This window comes from Billgrantia ethanolica, from assembly GCF_021404305.1.
Taxonomy (GTDB): domain Bacteria; phylum Pseudomonadota; class Gammaproteobacteria; order Pseudomonadales; family Halomonadaceae; genus Halomonas; species Halomonas ethanolica.
Window position 1 is genome coordinate 1,422,031 of the sequence record NZ_JABFTX010000001.1, and the last position, 18,768, is coordinate 1,440,798.

12 protein-coding genes are annotated in these 18,768 nt (G+C 65.1%); 3 read left to right on the plus strand and 9 right to left on the minus strand.

What is annotated here, in order from left to right; all coding sequences use genetic code 11:
- Positions 1–174: 174 nt before the first annotated feature.
- The gene (locus tag HOP53_RS06405; protein WP_234269238.1) at positions 175–1,638 is read right to left on the minus strand and encodes a glyceraldehyde-3-phosphate dehydrogenase; all 1,464 of its coding nucleotides are present in this window, start codon (positions 1,636–1,638) and stop codon (positions 175–177) included.
- Positions 1,639–1,870: 232 nt separating this feature from the next.
- On the opposite strand from HOP53_RS06405, the gene mfd reads away from it, so the two are divergent.
- The gene (gene mfd / locus HOP53_RS06410; RefSeq protein WP_234269239.1) at positions 1,871–5,320 is read left to right on the plus strand and encodes a transcription-repair coupling factor; all 3,450 of its coding nucleotides are present in this window, start codon (positions 1,871–1,873) and stop codon (positions 5,318–5,320) included.
- A 202-nt stretch (positions 5,321–5,522) separates the two neighbouring features.
- Positions 5,523–6,608, plus strand: a complete 1,086-nt coding sequence (locus tag HOP53_RS06415) for a L,D-transpeptidase family protein (RefSeq protein ID WP_234269240.1) — start codon at positions 5,523–5,525, stop codon at positions 6,606–6,608.
- Positions 6,609–6,791: 183 nt separating this feature from the next.
- On the opposite strand, the gene HOP53_RS06420 is transcribed toward HOP53_RS06415, so the two are convergent.
- A complete protein-coding gene (locus tag HOP53_RS06420) occupies positions 6,792–7,055 on the minus strand; it encodes an Lpp/OprI family alanine-zipper lipoprotein (RefSeq protein WP_010629080.1) in 264 nt (87 codons plus the stop codon).
- Between the two features lie 192 nt (positions 7,056–7,247).
- Positions 7,248–7,862: a L,D-transpeptidase family protein gene (locus tag HOP53_RS06425; RefSeq protein ID WP_234269241.1), complete on the minus strand. Its 615-nt coding sequence runs from the start codon at positions 7,860–7,862 to the stop codon at positions 7,248–7,250.
- 166 nt (positions 7,863–8,028) lie between these two features.
- Here HOP53_RS06425 and HOP53_RS06430 point away from each other — a divergent pair, with 166 nt between their 5' ends.
- Positions 8,029–10,443 carry a phosphoketolase family protein gene (locus HOP53_RS06430; RefSeq protein WP_234269242.1) on the plus strand — a complete coding sequence of 805 codons (2,415 nt, stop codon included), beginning with the start codon at positions 8,029–8,031 and terminating at the stop codon, positions 10,441–10,443.
- Between the two features lie 31 nt (positions 10,444–10,474).
- Here the strand turns inward: HOP53_RS06430 and HOP53_RS06435 are convergent, their stop codons facing one another.
- The 6 genes from HOP53_RS06435 to HOP53_RS06460 form a co-directional block, all read right to left on the minus strand.
- Positions 10,475–11,716, minus strand: a complete 1,242-nt coding sequence (locus HOP53_RS06435; protein ID WP_234269243.1) for a GspE/PulE family protein — start codon at positions 11,714–11,716, stop codon at positions 10,475–10,477.
- A 180-nt stretch (positions 11,717–11,896) separates the two neighbouring features.
- Complete coding sequence (locus HOP53_RS06440; RefSeq protein ID WP_234269244.1) at positions 11,897–12,328, minus strand: hypothetical protein; 432 nt, start codon at positions 12,326–12,328, stop codon at positions 11,897–11,899.
- Positions 12,329–12,339: 11 nt separating this feature from the next.
- Entirely contained in the window at positions 12,340–12,804 is a 465-nt protein-coding gene (locus HOP53_RS06445; protein WP_234269245.1) for a 2-hydroxyacyl-CoA dehydratase, read from the minus strand.
- 133 nt (positions 12,805–12,937) lie between these two features.
- Positions 12,938–13,402 (minus strand): DUF6586 family protein, encoded by a 465-nt coding sequence (locus tag HOP53_RS06450; protein ID WP_234269246.1) that lies wholly within the window; start codon positions 13,400–13,402, stop codon positions 12,938–12,940.
- Positions 13,399–16,026 (minus strand): type I DNA topoisomerase, encoded by a 2,628-nt coding sequence (gene topA, locus HOP53_RS06455; protein ID WP_103968206.1) that lies wholly within the window; start codon positions 16,024–16,026, stop codon positions 13,399–13,401. The genes HOP53_RS06450 and topA overlap by 4 nt, the downstream gene beginning before the upstream one ends.
- A 258-nt stretch (positions 16,027–16,284) precedes the next feature.
- Positions 16,285–18,753, minus strand: coding sequence for a DUF3141 domain-containing protein (locus tag HOP53_RS06460; protein ID WP_234269247.1), 2,469 nt, complete (start codon positions 18,751–18,753; stop codon positions 16,285–16,287).
- Positions 18,754–18,768 lie beyond the last annotated feature (15 nt).

Sequence of the window (18,768 nt, forward strand, 5' to 3'; positions counted from 1 at the left end):
ACGCCTGCCTCAAGAAGGGTTCAAAAGGCGTTGAAAGACGCTCGTTTCAGGAGCTTCAAGCAGCATAGAAGGCGCCGGACGGCACCTGGCTGACACCGACCGGCGTGAAATGAAGGTGACTCAGATCAGAAATTCCCGACCCAGCGGGTCGGGAATATGGCAGAGCCGCCCGGCTCAAGCCTGGGCGCGAGGCAGCTTGAGGAAGTTCACGTTGGAGATGTGCTGCAGGATGCGCACCACCTGGCAGCTGTAGCCGAACTCGTTGTCGTACCAGACGTACAGCACCGCCTGCTTGCCGTTGGCAATGGTCGCCTTGGCGTCGACGATACCGGCATGCCGGTTGCCGACGAAATCGGACGACACCACCTCGGGCGAGTCGACGTAGTCGATCTGCTTCTGGTAGGAGGAGTCGATCGACATGCGGCGCAGGTAGTCGTTGAGTGCCTCGGCGTCGGTCTCACGGCCCAGGGTCAGGTTGAGGATAGCCATGGAGACGTTAGGAATCGGCACGCGAATGGCGTTGCCGGTGAGCTTGCCGCCCAGCTCCGGCAAGGCTTTGGCCACCGCCTTCGCCGCGCCGGTCTCGGTCAGCACCATGTTGAGCGGGGCGCTGCGACCGCGGCGATCACCCTTGTGGTAGTTGTCGATCAGGTTCTGGTCGTTGGTGTAGGCGTGCACCGTCTCCACATGGCCACACTCGATGCCGTACTCATCGTTGAGCACCTTGAGCACCGGCACGATGGCATTGGTGGTACAGGAGGCTGCCGACAGGATGGTATCGTCGGCGGCGATGTCGCCGTGGTTGATGCCGAAGACGATATTCTTGATATCGCCCTTGCCCGGAGCGGTGAGCAGCGCCTTGGACACACCCTTGCACTCCAGGTGCTGGCCGAGGCCGGCTTCGTCGCGCCAGATGCCGGTATTGTCCACCACGACGGCATTGTTGATGCCGTAGTCGGTGTAGTCGATGTCGCTGGGCTTGTCGGCGTAGATCACCTGGATGACGTTCCCGTTGGCGGTGATGGTACGCGCCTCGTAGTCGACGCTGATGGTACCGTCGAAGGGACCATGGACGGAGTCGCGGCGCAGCAGGCTGGCGCGCTTCTCGAGGTCCTTGGCAATGTCGCCACGGCCGCGCACGACGATAGCGCGAAGGCGTAGCAGGTTGCCGCCGCCGGCCTTTTCCACCAGCACCCGCGCCAGCAGGCGACCGATGCGGCCGAAGCCGTAGAGCACCACGTCCTTGGACTGGCCATTGTTGCCACTAGGGTCGTGGGCATCGACGATCTCGGCGAGTTCTTCGCGCAGGAAGGCTTTGGCGTCACCGCCGCCACGCTTCTTGAAAGCCACGCCCAGCTTGCCCACGTCGACGTGAGCCGGACCCAGGTTGAGTTCGGTCATGGCCTGGACGAGCGGCAGGGTGTCCTGCACCGAGAGCTCGGTGCCCTCAACCTTCCTGACGAAACGGTGGTCCTTCAGGATCCGGATCACCGAGCGATTGAACAGCGAGCGCCCGTAAAGGGTGGTGACCACGTTGTTGTGACGATACAGACTGCCGATCAGGGGGATCATCTGCTCGGCAAGCGCCTGATTGTCGTGCCATTCCTGGAAGACGGTCTCGAGGGGTTGCTGACTCACGTGAAGCCTCTCTGGTAATCGGGAATTCCTGTTCATTATCCCGTCCGGGCTCGTGGGGGGCAATCGCAGGATGGTCGCAAGCGCTGTAGGGGTATTACAGAAAACGCAGGTTGACTACAAGCGAGGCATGGGGCTGGTATGATCCAACACCGACCATAGGCCGCCGCTCCATTCAGCATGGCAAATGCCTTCAAGGCCGCAAACACGAACGACGATACGTCCCGACGCCATCATGCCCAAATTCTCGCTGCTCGACCCGCCCCGCCCTGCCGGGATCCGCGAAACCCTCTACTGGCAAACGCCGCCCGGCAGCGCGGCGGCGCTGGCGCTGGCTCATCTGGCCGAGGATAAGCCGCTGTTGGTCGTGACCCCGGATACCGCCAGCGCTCAGCGACTCGAAGACGACCTGCGCTTCTACGCCAGCGTACCCGTGCTGCCCTTCCCCGACTGGGAGACGCTGCCCTATGACAGCTTCTCACCGCACCAGGACATCGTCTCTGAGCGCCTGCGCACGCTGCGACGGCTGCAGGACGGCGAACACGGCATCGTGCTGGTGCCGATCAACACGCTCATGCAGCGCCTGCCGCCGGTGGACTACATCGCCGGCCGGGTGCTCACCCTCGAGGTGGGCATGCGGCTCGATCGCGAAGGCTTTCGCGACAGCCTGTCGCGGGCCGGCTACCGGGCCGTGGAGACGGTCTACGAGCCCGGCGAGTACGCCCTGCGCGGCGCCTTGATCGATCTCTACCCCATGGGCAGCGAAAGCCCGCTGCGCATCGACCTGTTCGACGACGAGATCGACACCCTGCGCCGCTTCGACCCCGATACCCAGCGCAGCCAGGACAAGGTCGAGCGAGTCGAGCTGCTGCCCGCTCATGAATACTCCCTGTCGCGAAGCGCCATCGCCTGCTTCCGCGAGGGCTTCGAGACCCTGTTCGACGTCGACCCGCGTCAGTGCCCGCTCTACGTCGACGCCCTGAAGGGCATCCCCTCGCCCGGGCTGGAGCAATACCTGCCGCTGTTTTTCGAAGAGACGGCGACCCTGTTCGAGCATCTGGCCGAGGGCACCCGGGTGGCTCTGCTGCCCGACGTCTTCGGCGCCGCTGAACATCATTGGGCCGCCATCGAGAGCCGCTACGAGAACCTTGGCGTCGACCCGACCCGCCCGCTGCTGCCGCCCCACCGCGCCTTCGTTCCGGTTACCGAGATATTCGCCGCCATCAAGCGCCACCCGCGCATCGAGCTGAGCGACGACCCCGAACAGCGGCATGCGCACCCAGGCGCCGCGCAGGCCCTGCCGCAAGTGGCGGTCAACGCCCGCGCCAAGCAGCCGCTGGCGGCGCTCGAGCGCTTTCTGGCCGAGCATGGCGACACCCGGGTGCTGTTCGTCGCCGAATCGCGCGGCCGTCGCGAGGCTCTGGAAGAGACACTCGCTCCGCTGCAGCTGTCGCTACCCCATGTCACCGACTTCATCGCCTTTAAGGACAGCACGGCACGACTGGCCGTCACCGAAGGAGAGCTCAGCGCCGGGCTGTGGCTGGAGCAGCCCGATCTCGCCGTGATCAGCGAGACGGAACTGTTCGGCGACGTGGTGCGCCAGAGCCGCCGCCGCGAGAAGGCCACCGACATGGGCGAACTGGCCATTCGCCACCTTGCCGAGCTGCGCCCCGGCGCCCCGGTGGTACATCAGACCCACGGCGTGGGCCGCTACCGCGGCCTGGAACTGATCGAGGCTGGCGGTCAGGCGGCAGAGTTCGTGGCGCTCGAGTACGCCGACGGCGCCAAGCTCTACGTGCCGGTAGACAACCTGCATCTGATTTCGCGCTACGCGGGTGCCGACGACGAACTCGCCCCGCTCCACCGGCTGGGCTCCGAACAGTGGGACAAGGCGCGACGCAAGGCCGCGGAGAAGATCCGCGACACCGCCGCCGAGCTGCTCGACGTCTACGCCCGCCGCGAGGCCCGGGAAGGCTTCGCCTGCGCCCTGCCCGATGAGGAGTATGCCCGCTTCTCTGCCACCTTCCCGTTCGAGGAGACCCCCGATCAGCGCGCCGCCATCGCCGCCGTGATCGGCGACATGACCGCTCCTCGGCCGATGGATCGCGTGGTGTGCGGCGACGTCGGCTTCGGCAAGACCGAGGTGGCCATGCGCGCAGCCTTCCTCGCCGTGCATTCGGGGCGCCAGGTGGTGGTGCTGGTGCCCACCACTCTGCTCGCCCGCCAGCACTTCGAGAACTTCCGCGACCGTTTCGCCGATACCGCGGTGCAGATCGAGCTGATCTCACGCTTCACCTCCGGCAAGGGCCAGGCCGAGTCGCTCGCGCGTATCGAGAGCGGCAAGGCCGACATCGTGATCGGCACCCACAAGCTTCTGTCGAAGTCGATGAAGCTGCCCAACATGGGGCTGCTGATCATCGACGAGGAGCACCGCTTCGGCGTCGCGCAGAAGGAGCGACTCAAGGAGCTGCGTGCCGAGGTCGACATCCTCACCCTTACCGCCACGCCGATACCGCGCACGCTCAACATGGCCATGAGCGGCATCCGCGATCTGTCGATCATCGCCACGCCCCCGGCCCGACGCCTGTCGGTGAAGACCTTCGTCCAGCAGCGTGACGAGTCGATCATCAAGGAAGCGATCCTGCGCGAGATCCTGCGCGGCGGTCAGGTCTACTACCTGCACAACGAGGTCAGGACCATCGAGACCGCCGCCGAGACGATCCGCTCGCTGGTTCCCGAGGCCCGCGTGGCGGTAGCCCATGGCCAGCTGCCCGAACGCGCCCTGGAGCGCGTCATGTCGGACTTCTACCACAAGCGCTACAACGTGCTGGTGTGCTCCACCATCATCGAGACCGGCATCGACGTGCCCAGCGCCAACACCATCGTCATCGAGCGTGCCGACAAGTTCGGCCTGGCCCAGCTGCATCAGCTGCGCGGCCGTGTGGGCCGCAGCCATCACCAGGCCTACGCCTACCTGCTCGCCCCACCGCCACGGGCCATGACCAAGGACGCCGTCAAGCGCCTGGAGGCCATCGCTGCCGCCGACGACCTCGGCGCCGGCTTCACCCTGGCCAGCCACGACATGGAGATCCGCGGCGCCGGCGAACTGCTCGGCGAGGAGCAGAGCGGCCAGATGGAGGCCATCGGCTATACCCTCTACATGGAAATGCTCGACCGCGCGGTGGCCGCCATTCGTGCCGGCAAGACACCCAACATCGAAACCCCGCTGAACGAAGGGGTCGAGGTCAGCCTCAACCTGCCGGCGCTGATTCCCGACGACTATCTGCCCGACGTGCAGCAGCGCCTGGTGATGTACAAGCGCATCGCCAGTGCCGCCGACGAAGCCGAGCTCAAGGAGCTGCAGGTGGAGATGATCGACCGCTTCGGCCTGCTGCCGGCGCCGGTCAAGACCTTGATGCGCCAGACCCGCCTGCGTCAACGCGCCGAGCGGCTGGGCATCGTGCGTCTCGAGGCCGGCACCGAGCGCGGACGGGTGATCTTCGGCGGCCAGACCCGGGTCGATCCGCTGGTGCTGGTCAAGCTGATTCAGGCCGAGCCGCAGCGCTATCGGCTCGACGGCGCCGATACCTTGCGCTTCGAGGCGGCGATGGAAAAGGAAGAGGAGCGCTTCCAGGCCGTGGAACAACTGCTCGACGTGCTCAACCGCAAGGCTCAAGCCGCCTGACCAGGGCGGCGTTAGCCACCTCGACAAGCGCACCAGGACTCCCGCATCGCGCGGGAACGCTATACTATGCGTAGGTGTCCAATCGCAGCCTTGACACGAACCCGGCGCCAAGAACCGAAAGGCGCGTGACCGTTGCCGAATGCCGTGGCATGTCTGGAGACATGCCACGCGTTGGCGACTTTATGACGAGAACATGACGTAAATGAAGAACCCGACACTGGCCAGGCGTATCGGCCTTGGCGTTGCCCTGTTCAGTCTTGCCTCCCTGTTGGCAACGGCAACGGTTGCCGACGAGAGTGCGAACGGCACCCGCGAGTTGCCCCGCGGCCATTTTCACCTGCCCGAAGCGGGTAACGTGATCGGCGAAGCCTATACCGTCGTCGTCGAAGAGGGCGAAACCCTGCTCGACATCGGTCGCCGCCACAACGCCGGCTACGAAGAGATGCGCATGGCCAACCCTGACGTAAGCATCTGGGCTCCCCAGGCCGGCACCGAAGTGGTGATCCCGGCCCAGCACATCCTGCCGGATGCCCCGCGTGAAGGTATCGTGGTCAATCTCTCCGAGCTGCGCCTGTACTACTACTCGCGCCCCGGCATCGTCGAAACCTACCCGATCAGCATCGGCCGCGACGGCTTCGCCACCCCGGTGGGCGTGACCCGCACCACCGTCAAGGTCAAGGACCCCCACTGGTCGCCGCCCCGCTCCATGCGCGAGGAAGCCGCGGCACGTGGCGAGCCGCCGCCCGCAGTGGTGCCGCCCGGCCCCGACAATCCCCTGGGCCGCCACGCCATCCTGCTGGGCCTGCCTAGCTACCTGATTCACGGCACCAACATGCCCGACGGCGTTGGCATGCGTGCCAGCCGCGGCTGTATTCGCATGTTCCCGGAGGACATCGAGTCGCTCTACGAGCGCGTGCCCAGCGGCACCCAGGTGAACATCATCGACCAGCCGTTCAAGGTGGCCTGGTCGGCGGATGGCGTACTTTACGCGCAATCCTTCCCCCAACTGGAAGAAAACGTGGGCACCTTCGAGCCGATCATCAATGCCATGGAAGTGCTGGCCAATGCCTTCGGCGAAGAGCGCCCGCCGGTCGACTACGCCCAGCTGCGTCGCGTGGTGGAAAACCCCGATGGACGCCTGGTCTCGCTGCTGCAGGTCGCCGAAGAGACACCGGCCGCACAGGAGCCCTCACAGCCTGAAGCCATTGAGGAGGATGGGCTCTTCTCCGAGATCGAGCTGGGTCAGCTATCCGGCCTGTTCACCGAGCTGGAAGCCTACCGCCGCTAGACCAGCCTCACTACCGGCGGCATGCGCAACCTTGCCGTCGGCAGGCAGCATGCGTACCCTGCAGCCCCCCAACGAAACATCCGCTTCACGAAGCAGAGCGCATGAACGAGAAAACCCCGCCGAGGCGGGGTTTTCTCGTTGCAGAACCGCCATCACCCGAGGGTGATGATGGCTCCAGCAGAATTACTTCTGCATGGAGCGCTGGAACATACGGTTCATTTCTTCGCGGTTCTGCTCGGACATCTGCAGAGCCGCCTGGGCGTCACGCTGCGCCTGGTTGGCGGTGTTCTGCGCCTGAGTAGCGATGCTGCGAGCTTCTGCAGCGTCCGCCTGAGCGGCTTCAGCGGTCTGGCGAACTTCGTCCAGAGCAGCGTTGGTAGCACAACCAGCCAGGATGGCCATAGAAGCGGCAGCGGCGGTCAGCTTCAGGGTGGTCTTCAGAGTCATGATGTTCTCCTTGAGTCTTCCTTGGTACTGCACAGGTTAGTACAGCGGCGTTGATGTTGCCTGTGATCCAGGCTCCCCTGCTCAATGCAGGATTCTTGCAGCGACTGCTGCCAAGCACAGGAGTCAAACGCTGTTTTATAATACCCTACGGCGCTTGTCCATAGCTCAAAACGTCCCTTGCGTATCTTGAGCCTAGCGGATGACGACGCGAGTGCCAATGTCGATCAGTTCGGAGAGCCTCTCGATCTGTGCGTCGGTCACCGCCACACACCCCTGAGTCCAGTGATAACTGGCATGGACCTCCGGGTCTGCCCTACCGAGACCATGGATTCCGATGAAGCCCCCCAGCACGGTCTGCTGGGGCGGATAGCCGTGGCGCCGATAGTAGGCGAAATAATCTGCGTAATCCTGCTCCGTGTAAAGCCCTGTTTCCAACGCAGTACGCGCATGAGACGGCGTAGGATAATCGATGCCGATGAAGATATGCCACTGACTTTCCCAATTGAAGCGATTGACACGGAACTCACCCTTCGGTGTGACGTTGCCACCGTAGGTGCGCATCGTGTTGGCACCGGAGCGCCCCAGCGAGACCGGGGCGAAGCGTTCCACCAATGCATTGCCTCGATAGACGCTCAGCGAGGACTCCCGATCGTCGACGAGCACCCACACCTCGCTGTCATGGCGAGGGGTGGGCGCTCGCGACAGAATGGTCTCGATCAGGCTCGCATGGGCTGCCTGCCCTGACAGCAGAGCGAAGGGGGCCAGCAAGGCCAACTGGCCAAAGCGACGGCGGGAAACAGATTTCATCGACTCCTCACGGCAGGTCGGTTCGTTAGCGTTTTATAACGTATCCTGCTTCGACTGTCAGTCCACTTAGCGTAACCGAACATTGCATGCATGACGCCGGTCAATGGCCTTCGTGCAAACTTGCCTCTAGGCTCACAGACAAGTTAATCGTCCCACGGAGCCCACCATGTCCACCCAGCCCGGCAGCTCTCATCCATCCCGCCACGCCCAGCTCGCGACCGCCGAGCAGGGCCCCGACTTCGCTGCCTGGGCTCAGGGGGCGGGCATGATCTCTCATGGCCCCGCCACTCAGGCGGCCATCGCCAGCCTGCTGGAACGCCATGCCCACACCCCCGAGCTCAGACGCACTTGGCTGACCAAGCTGCGAGCCGCGGATCGGCTGGCCAACATGGGCATGTGGCTGGTCGCTCACATGACCTACACGCAGCGCGTAAGGCTGGATGGCGAGCCGCTCGTCGCTGAGGACTTCAAATCCAGACCCGAGGGGCACACCGGCGGCGCCCTCAACATGGTACCCGCCTATGTCGGTTACCTCACCGCCAACAGCCTGACCCGGATGACCCGCAGCTGGCTGATGGGGCAAGGTCACTGCGTAGCTGCCATCGATGCGCTCAACGTGCTGATGGACAACATGGGAGCCGCTCATGCGGATCGCTATTCGCTCAGTGACGAAGGCCTGACGCGCCTGGTCAACGATTTCTACCACTGCGGGGTCGATGCCGACGGCTACCCCGCCTCCCCTCTCGGCAGCCACGTCAATGCGCATACGGCGGGCGGCCTGAGCGAAGGCGGCTACCTCGGCTTTGCGGGCCTGCAGTATGTGCACATGCCTCTTGCGCACCAGCATCTCGTGGCCTTTCTCAGCGATGGCGCCTTCGAGGAGCAGCGCGGCAGCGACTGGATACCGCGCTGGTGGCGCGCCGAGGACAGCGGCCCGATCGTGCCCGTGATGATCGCCAATGGTCGGCGCATCGACCAGCGTACGACCATGAGCCAGTCGGGAGGTACCCACTGGTTCGAGGAACATCTGATGCTCAATGGTTTTGCACCGCTGACCATCGATGGCCGGGATCCCGCCGCTTTCGCCTGGGCAATCATCTCTGCCGAGACGGAACTGGCCGAACAGGCGGCTGCGCTGAAAGCGGGACACGGTCGCTATCCGCTACGCCTGCCCTATGTCATCGCCGAAACGGTGAAGGGCTACGGCTTTCCAGGCGCCGGCACCAATGCGGCGCACAATCTGCCGCTGCTCGCCAGTCCGGCCGAAGATGCCTCGGCTCGCGATCGTTTCAATGCAGGCGCTGCCGCGCTGCACGTGCCGCTAGCCGAACTGCGCCAGGCGATCGATACACTCAACGACCACACCTCGAGCCAACGCCCCAAGGAGCGCGATCACGAGCTGGCCGTCGCCGTGACACCGCTACCCACCGCCCCAACGCTGCCGACCTTCACGCTTGGCAAACCCGTCTCCCCCATGGCGGCAATCGATGAGACCTTCAAGCGCCTCGTGCTGGCCAACCCCGAGCTGCGGGTGCGGGTGGGAAATCCCGACGAGATGCGCAGCAACCGGCTCGACCAGACCCTGGACCTGCTCAAGCACCGGGTGACCGATCCCGAGCCGGGCGTCGCCGAAGCGCTCGACGGCTCGGTGATCACCGCCCTCAACGAAGAAGCGGTGGTGTGTGCGGCACTGGCCAACAAGCAGGGCCTGAACCTGGTGGCATCCTACGAGGCCTTTGCCGTCAAGATGCTGGGCGCCATGCGCCAGGAGGTCATCTTCGCCCGTCATCAGCGCGAAGCCGGGCGCGAGCCGGGCTGGCTGACGGTGCCGCTGCTGGCCAGCTCTCATACCTGGGAGAACGGCAAGAACGAGCAGTCGCACCAGGACCCGACGCTGTGCGAGGCCTGGCTGGGAGAAATGGACGACGTGGCGCCGACGCTGTTCCCGGTCGACGCACCAAGCGCGGCCTATGCGCTGCGTGAGCTTTATCGCTCACGCGGACGCATCGCCCTGGCGGTGGTAGCGAAGAACCCCGTGCCGGTAGTGCTCGATGAAGAACAGGCTAGGCGCCTCTACGAGGATGGCATACTCTGCCTGCACGATACGGCGGCTCCCCGCGTCCAGCTGTTTGCGATAGGCGCCTACCAGTTGATCGAGATGCAGCGTGCCCTGACAAGACTGACCCGGGCGGGTGTCGACGCCAGCCTGTACGTGATTCAGGAGCCCGGCAAGCTGCGCGAGGCCAGGGACGAACGAGAGGCGACCGCCACCCTCGGTCAGTGCCGGCTCAGCCAGCTGGTGCCGCCTATCCACGCCAGGGTCTTCCTGGCGCATTGCCGCCCCGAGCCGCTGTGCGGAGTACTGCGCCCGCTCGACACCGGCAGCGGTTCGCGCTTTCTTGGCTATCGCAACCGGGGCGGCACGCTGGATACCTTCGGCATGCTGTATGCCAATCGCGCTACCTGGGGCCATGTGCTGGAGGCCGTCAGCGAAGTGGCACAGCTCGAACTCGAGGCCCTGCTCGATGAGCCGGAGCGCCTGGCGCTCGCCGGCGAAGGCGACCCCCAGGCGCTGCGCTGAGGCGTTCGGCGCTGCGCTGTCAAGCGCAGCGTCAGGCCGTCAGGATGGCGCCCATGCGGAAGACCTCTCGCAGGCTGGTGATGCCCGACTCGGCCTTGGCCAGGCCATCGGCCAGCATCAGTGTCACGCCACGTTCCAGCAAGTGCCGGCGCAACTCGGCTTCATCGGCATGGCGCAGGATCCGGGCATGATCCTCAGGCGTCAGCTGCCAGATCTCGAACACTCCGATACGCCCGCGATAGCCCAGGCCATCGCAGCGAGAGCAGCCCGATGCGCTCCAGGCCAACTCCGGCACTGCCAGGCCTATCGCCGCCAACCACTCCCGCTCGCGATGTTCGGGCGGCGCCTGCTCCCGGCAGTGCGGGCACAGGCGCCGCACCAAGCGCTGCGCGATGACCAAGCCGAGGTTGGCGCTGATCTCACTGTCGCCAAGCCCCATCTGCCGCATTGAGGTCACCACGCCCACCGCATCGCGACTGTGCAGGGTGCCCATCAGCGAGCGGCCGCTGCTGGTCACGTTCAGCGCCGCGAAGGCCGACTCGCGATCGCGAATCTCACCGATCAGCACGTAATCGGGATCGAGGCGCAGCAACGAACGGGTGCCACTGGCAAAATCGAGGCCATGGTCCGGATCGACCTGGATCTGATTGATGCCCTCGATACCGTACTCGACGGGGTTTTCCAGCGTGACCACATGGCTGTCGGAGAGACGCAGCTGGCCTAGCAACGTATAGAGCGTGGTGGTCTTGCCGGCACCGGTCGGCCCGGCCACCAGCAGCATGCTGCCCGTGGCATCCATCCAGCGCCTGATGCCCAACGCCCCTTCCTCACCGATGCCCAATTCAGCGGTATCCTCATACGCCTGCGGCGGTGCCAGAAAACGTACGGCCAGCTTCTCTCCCGCCACACAGTGCACGGCGGTGACGCGAAGCGAGCGTTCCTCCTCCGGACTCTCCGTGTGGAACCAACTGAAACTGCCCTCCGCCGTGGCCAGCGAGGGTACCGGGTTGAGCTTGGCCAGCACCTTGAACTGGTTGACCAGACGCGCGCCCTGCGTCGGCTCCACGTGCAGCGCCTCGACGATGCGCCCATCGATGCGCAGACGAATGCGGTATCCCCGCCGCTCGGGATCCAGGTGGATGTCACTGGCTCTGGCCCGCTGGGCATCGTCGAGCAGTGCATGCGCCTCCAGCGTATTGCCGCTCGGCAGCGACTCCGCCTCGAGCAGCGCCAGCAAGGCAGGCAGCAGCTGCCGGTAGCTCACCTCGGACACAGCGTTTCCTCCCTGATTGGTCCATGCGCCATATCGTGCCGAAGCACGACCGCTGCAGGAAGTCTAGCGCAGGCAAGGTTCGCCACACGGAATAAGGCCTCGTCACGCAGTGAGCCCCGACAGCTCGGCTGCCGGGGCTCACTAGGCTACTGCGAGGTCAACTACCTGGCTGACTTGGCTCTAGGCGTGGGATTCCACGGTGAAGATGCTCTGCAGCTTGTGCTTCTTGCCGTAGATGTGAACCGTGGTCTCGTCGAAGGGGAAACGATCGCGATACTGGCTGCCATTGTTGAACCTGGGCTTGTGTGCATTGATCATCGCCGCCGTCAGCCGTTCGCGATTGGGGTGCCCCACCAGCCCCACGGCATACCAGAGCTCCTCACCCGGCTGCAGGAAAGCCGCCCATTTGTCGTGATCGGGATGGTGCTCCAGGCCATAGCGGGCGCTGCGATGCTCGCCAACGTAGAGCAGCTCCTGCACGTCCATCTCCTTGGTTTCCGGGTCGCGGGCGGCGCGGAAGACACAGAAGAAGCCCGACTCATCCGGTGTGTCGTGCAACTGCTCGCGCGTCCAGTAGCCCAGCACCTTGGGGGAGAGTAGCTGTTCCGACATGGGTGACCTCCTCAGTAATCTTCCAGTCGTTGCATGTCGCGGACGATGCGCCGCACCTCGGCTTCATGCCCCGAGGCCAGGGCCTCGAAGAAGCCTCTCTCGTCACCGCCACCGGCCAGCTCGGCACGATGGGCGTAGAGATCCTGCAGCGTGCGGTGCGCAGTCAGCGCCGTGGCCAACACGTCCTGCACACTCTTACCATCGACGCCTTCCGGCAAACGTTCAAGTACCGGTGCATGAGGAAAGTCGTTGGGATCGTCGAACCAGGCTTCCAGCACGCTGCGGTGATCGCTGCCGTCATCGAGGTAGCCCAGCAGATCGCCTTGCAGCTTACGCTCGCGCTGGGCCAGGTACTCGAGCGCCATCCTGACCCGCTCCTCCTCCCCTGCGGCGACCAGGCGAGCGTATTGATCGGCCAGACGGGCATGGTAATCCGCCGCCCAATCGACCAGTTCCTTGACTTGATGAAAGCGCATACCCCTCTCCTCCAGGCTGGACACCGGCTTCGCTGACCGGCGCTTTTACTTCATCCTAGCCAAAGCCTGGTGACAACGCTTGACGTACATCAACGGAAAGCGATATGAGTATGCGGCCGCCGGGCAACGGCGGCTACCACTCCTGGCTGGTCTCGCGCAGCGACTGGATCTCGCGCTTGGCTTCCTCGAGGCATGCCCGGAGCTCATCGCCCAAGGCCGCACTGCCGCCCACCGCGATCATGCCCGCAGCGCTCGGCCTGCCCCGCCGGGCGACACCGGCACTATCGTGCAGCGCCTCGATGCGCTGCAGCAGCCAGGCCAGCCAGCTGTCGGGGCGGGCCGCCAACTCGCGCAGCCGGTGCAGCTCGGCAATACCCAGCCCCTCGCCACCGAGCAGCTCGTGCCAGTCGTGTCGCGGCAGGCGGGCGTGCTCGGTGACCTCGCGCAGCAGCGACTCCAGCGCCAGCTCGGCCAGAGCCAGCGCGGCCTCTTCGCTCGCCATGCGCCTGGCCTCGGCGTGCTCGTCGTTACCGGGGTCGGTGTCGAGCAGCAGCTCGGCCTGATACAGCAGCTGATTGGTACGGCTACGCGGGGTCACTTGCGCTTGTCCTCCACCTGCCATTTGCCATTGTCGAAGAGCGCCCGCCAGCCGGTCGCCTTGCCGTCCTCCTCGGTCATGACGAACTGCTCCTTGCTCTTGCGCGAGTAGCGGATCTGCGCCGGGCGACCATCCGGGTCCTCGGCAGGCGCGTCGAGCAGGTAGCGGTATTTCTCGGGCAGCTCCTTGGCATGCGCCTTGAGTTCACGCACCAAGGGCGGGCGCGTTTCGCGATTGCGCGGGAATTTGCTCGCCGCCAGGAACAGACCGCTGGCGCCGTCGCGCAGCACGTAGTGGTCGTCGACCTTCTCGCAGGCCAGCTCCGGCATGGGAATGGGGTCCATCTTGGGCGGCGCCACCTCGCCGCTGCGCAGCAGCTTGCGGGTGTTCTTGCACGCCTCGTTGGTGCAGCCGAAGTACTTGCCGAAACGCCCGGACTTGAGCTGCATCTCGCTGCCGCACTTGTCGCACTCGATGGTGGGCCCTTCATAGCCCTTGATGCGGAACTTGCCGTGCTCGATCTCATGGCCGTCGCAGTCGGGGCTGTTGCCGCAGATATGCAGCTTGCGCTTCTCGTCGATCAGGTAGCTGTCCATCGCCGTGCCGCACTTGGGGCAGCGATGCTTGGCACGCAGCGCCTGGGTCTCGGCTTCTTCATCGGCATCGGCGGGCACCGCCTCGTCGCCGGGCAGCAAGTCGATGGTGGTCTTGCAGCGCTCCTTGGGCGGCAGGTTGTAGCCGGAGCAACCCAGGAACACCCCGGTGGAGGCCGTGCGGATCTGCATCTTGCGCCCGCAAGTGGGGCAATCGATATCGGTGGGCACCGGCTGGTTGGGCCGCATGCCCGCCTCGCTCTCGGCGGCCTCGAGCTCCTCGCGGAACTCGGCATAGAAGGCATCGAGCAGTTCGCGCCAGTTGCGCTCGCCCTCGGCCACCTCGTCGAGGCTGTCCTCCATGCGCGCGGTGAAGGAGTAATCCATCAGGTCGGGGAAGGACTCCTTCAAGCGCTCGGTGACGATGTCGCCCAGCTTCTCGGCATAGAAGCGCCGGCTCTCCAGCTTGACGTAGCCGCGATCCTGGATCGTCGAGATGATCGAGGCATAGGTCGAGGGACGCCCGATGCCGCGCTTCTCCAGCTCCTTGACCAGGCTGGCCTCGGTATAGCGGGCCGGCGGCTTGGTGAAGTGCTGCTGCGGGTCGAGTGCCTCGAGCCGCATGGGCGTACCCTCGGCCAGGTCCGGCAGGGCCTGATCCTCGTTCTTGCCCGCCGGCTTCATCACCCGGGTGTAGCCGTCGAACTTGAGCACCCGGCCCTTGGCCTTGAGCTCGTAGCCATCCGCCTCGACCGTCAGCGTACTGGAGAGGTACTCGGCCGGGGTCATCTGACAGGCCACGAACTGACGCCAGATCAGTTCATAGAGCCGCTCGGCGTCGCGCTCCATACCGGCCAGATCGCCGGCCTTGCGATTGACGTCGGAGGGGCGAATCGCCTCGTGAGCCTCCTGCGCCCCCTCCTTGCTCGAGTAGCGGTTGGGCGACTCCGGCAGGTAGCGCTTACCGTACTCCTGCTCGATATGCTCACGGGCCATGGCCACCGCATCCTGCGAAAGGTTGGTGGAGTCGGTCCGCATGTAGGTGATGTAGCCCGCCTCGTAGAGGCGCTGGGCCAGGGTCATGGTCTTCTTCACCGAGAAACCGAGGCGGCCGCTGGCGGCCTGCTGCAGGGTCGAAGTGATGAAGGGAGCACCGGGTTTGGATCGCGTCGGCTTGTCTTCGCGAGCGGTGATGGCAAGCGACGCCTTGCGCAGCGCCTCGATGCGCTCGAGGGTCTCGGCCTCGGTGGTGGGCCGGAACGTCTTGCCGTCCTGGCGCACCAGCTCGAAGCGCACCGGCTCACCCTCGCTGGAGACGAGGTCGGCATGAACGTCCCAGAACTCCTCGGGTACGAAGGCGCGGATCTCGCGCTCGCGCTCGACGATCAGCCGCACCGCCACCGACTGCACGCGACCGGCGGAAAGGCCGCGGGCAATCTTGGCCCACAGCAGCGGCGACAGCATGAAGCCCACCACGCGGTCGAGGAAACGACGTGCCTGCTGCGCTTCGACGCGGGGCAGGTTGAGCGTGCCGGGCTCCTTGAACGCCTCCTTGATGGCATTCTTGGTGATCTCGTTGAACACCACGCGACGATAGCGCTCGTCGTCACCGCCGATGGTCTCCTTGAGGTGCCAGGCGATCGCCTCTCCTTCACGGTCAAGATCGGTGGCGAGGTAGACGGCGTCGGCCTTCTCGGCCAGCTTCTGCAGCTCGGCCACCACCTTTTCCTTGCCGGGCAGAATCTCGTAGTGGGCCTTCCAGCCATGCTCCGGATCGATCCCCATGCGCCGGATGAGCTGTTCCTTGGCCTTGTGCTTCTTGTACTCGGCTTTCTCCTCGGGCGACATCTTGCGCGTCGCCGCCGCCTGGCGCGCCCGCTCCTTGGGGTCGGTGGCCGTCTTGCCCGAGCCGCTGGTCGGCAGGTCGCGGATATGGCCCACGCTCGACTTCACGATGAATTCGCTGCCGAGATATTTATTGATCGTCTTGGCCTTGGCCGGCGACTCGACGATGACCAATGACTTGCCCATAGTGCTCCACATTCTGCAAGGCGGGACCTTTCCCCGCCTGACGGTTTCGGCCCGCCTGTCCTCGGCGGACGCTCCGTGCGGGGTGAAAAATCCGCCTACCCTACCCCAGCAACCCGTTTCGCGCCAGTTGCTTCCGCATGGCGGCAGTAAAGCAGCAATCTCGACACAGCATCAAGAGAACATCAAGAGAAGGTAAAACAGCAGCGCCTCTGCCGCTAACGGCAGAGGCGCCGGGAGACCACGCTCGAGCGTTGCGCATCAGCGCTTGCGAGGCTTGCGCGGTGCCCTCTTGGCGACGGGCTTCTCATCGCCGGCGTCGCCACTTTCCTTGGACACGGTGGCCTTGGGCACGGCGGCCTTCTTGCTGCGGCTGGCTGGCTTGGCCGGCCCCGCTTTCGCCGGGTTCGGGTCGACCTTGGTCTCGGCATCCTCCAGCATCTTCTTCACTTCATCCCTGGCGGCGACCTCGGCCGTGGCTTCCGCCGCCACCTCGTCGTGCAGGGCGACGAGAGCCTGCCGGCTGGCTGCCGGCTCGACCCGCTCCAGCGCCTCGCCGAAGAGTTCCCGAATATGCTCGTAGCGCTTGCGAACATGCTCGGAAAGCTCGCCGCTGGCCGCCAGCACATGCTCGATGTGCTCGAGGGAGCTGCGAATCGCCTCTGGCCGCTCCCCTGCCAGCAGCTCGGGAATCGCTGCCAGCGCCGCCTCGCGGTCGAGCTTGAGGATGAAGAACTGCTCACGCACCAGGTGCTTGAAGTCCGACAGACTGCTGCCCGGCTCCAGCTCGGCGCGCGACGCCCGCAGGCGCTTGAAGTTGCGCTCGTCGGTGGTGGGCGCTCCGCCCAGCACGTGAATCACCGAACGCATCATCGCCTCGTGGATACCGCCTTCCGCAACGCGCTGGCGCAGCTCGTCCTGGCGCCGCTCGATGAAGCGCCGATGCTCCGGCTCGCTGCCGGGCTGCCTGCGGTGCACGTGGGCATCGCCACCCAAGCCCACCATCGCCTGCAGCAGCGGCTGGCCGTACACGGTCAAGAAAGTGTGTTCGATACTCTGGTCGCGAATCTCCCGCCACGTATCGAGTGCCCGGGAAATCTGGCCGGAGCAGGCCTTCTCCAGTGAGCGCAGCACGTTACTGTCATCGACCGGATGCCGGTCGCGACGCACCCAGTCGGCCAGCACCGGCAGAGGCACCGACAGCGGGTTGCGATCCGACAGCAGCTTGTAGCCCAGACGGATCGGGTGCATACGCCGCATGAGACGGGCCGCTTCGGGTGTGATGGTCGCCCGGATCCAGGGCTGCACGAACAAGCGGTAGAGTCCCAGGTTGATTTCCGAGACGCGTGCCACGGTAGCGAAGCGGGTGTCGTCATCGACGCGGTGATGCAGCACGTCCCGGTCGAGCCCCTCGATGGAGCGCGCCTTGAACTCGAGCAGGTAGTCGCGCTCGATCAGTTCGGCATCGTCGCGCTCCTTGGCGCTGGTGACCGTGGTCTCGTAGAGCCCCGGTGGCAGCACGTCGATGTAGTCGATGTTGGCGGTGAACTCGGCGTGCTCCTTGCGCGACACGCTGCCCGACACGAAGATGCCCAGGTGTCCGGTGCTGTCGTGCACGCAGTAGACGATGGTCTGCCCGCTGGCGATGATGTCGTCGACCCCGCCATACAGGTCGCGCACCCAGCCCAGCGCCTGGGGCGGCGGCGTGATGTCGTCGCCCTGGGAGCAGAACACCACCACCGGCGAGCGCACGTTGCGCAGGTCGATGCGGCGGCCGTCGGAGGTCACCAGTTGGGCGGTGGAGAGGCGGTTGCCGACGAACAGGTTGTCGACGATGTACTGGATCTCCTCGCCTCCCAGCACCACGTGACCGCCCCACCAGCGCTCGAAATTGAGATAGCGCTCGGCCTCGGTATCGACGTTGGCGTACAGGCGATACTGCTTGTCCCACCAGGTATTGGCCGGATTGAGGCGTTCGAAGTTCTGCACCAGCAGGGCGCCGTCGAACAGGCCATCTCCCAGGTCGCTGGCCAGGGTGGTCATCCAGCTGCCGCCGGTCATGCCGCCGGTATAGCGCATCGGCGCCTTGCCCCGCTCGCCGGCCCAATAGGAGAGCGGCGCACCGGCGATGAGGATGGGACCGAAGACGTCCGGCTCGAGCGAGGCCGCCATCATGATCTGCCAGCCTGCCTGACAGTTGCCCACCACCATCGGCTTCTCGCAGGAGTCGGGATGGTGTTCGATCACGCAGCGCAGAAAGGCGATCTCCGCCTCGACCACGTCCTCAACGGTCTGACCGGGCTCCGGGTAAGGCAGAAAGCCGATGAAATAGCAGGGATGACCGGCACGCAGGGCGACACCGATCTCGCTGTCGGGCTTGAAGCCGCCGATGCCGGGCCCGTGTCCGGCACGCGGGTCCACCACCACGAAGGGACGGGACTTGGGATCGACCTCGATCCCGGCCGGCGGCAGGATCCGCATCAGCTCGTAATTCACCGGTCGCGGCAGAGTGCGACCGTCCATCACCACCTCGGCATCGAAGCCGAGTACGTTGGGTTTGGTCTTCTCGATGTGTTCGAGATACTGGTTGCCACGCTCGCGCATCACGTCCATGTACAGCACACTGCGCTCGACGGCATCACGCCAGTAGTCGAAAACGGCACGGCCAAAACCGAATGGGTCGAGCAGGCTGAACGCCTCTGCGGGCGGTGTCGGCATCAGTGAGTTCATGTTCGGCTCCAGTTA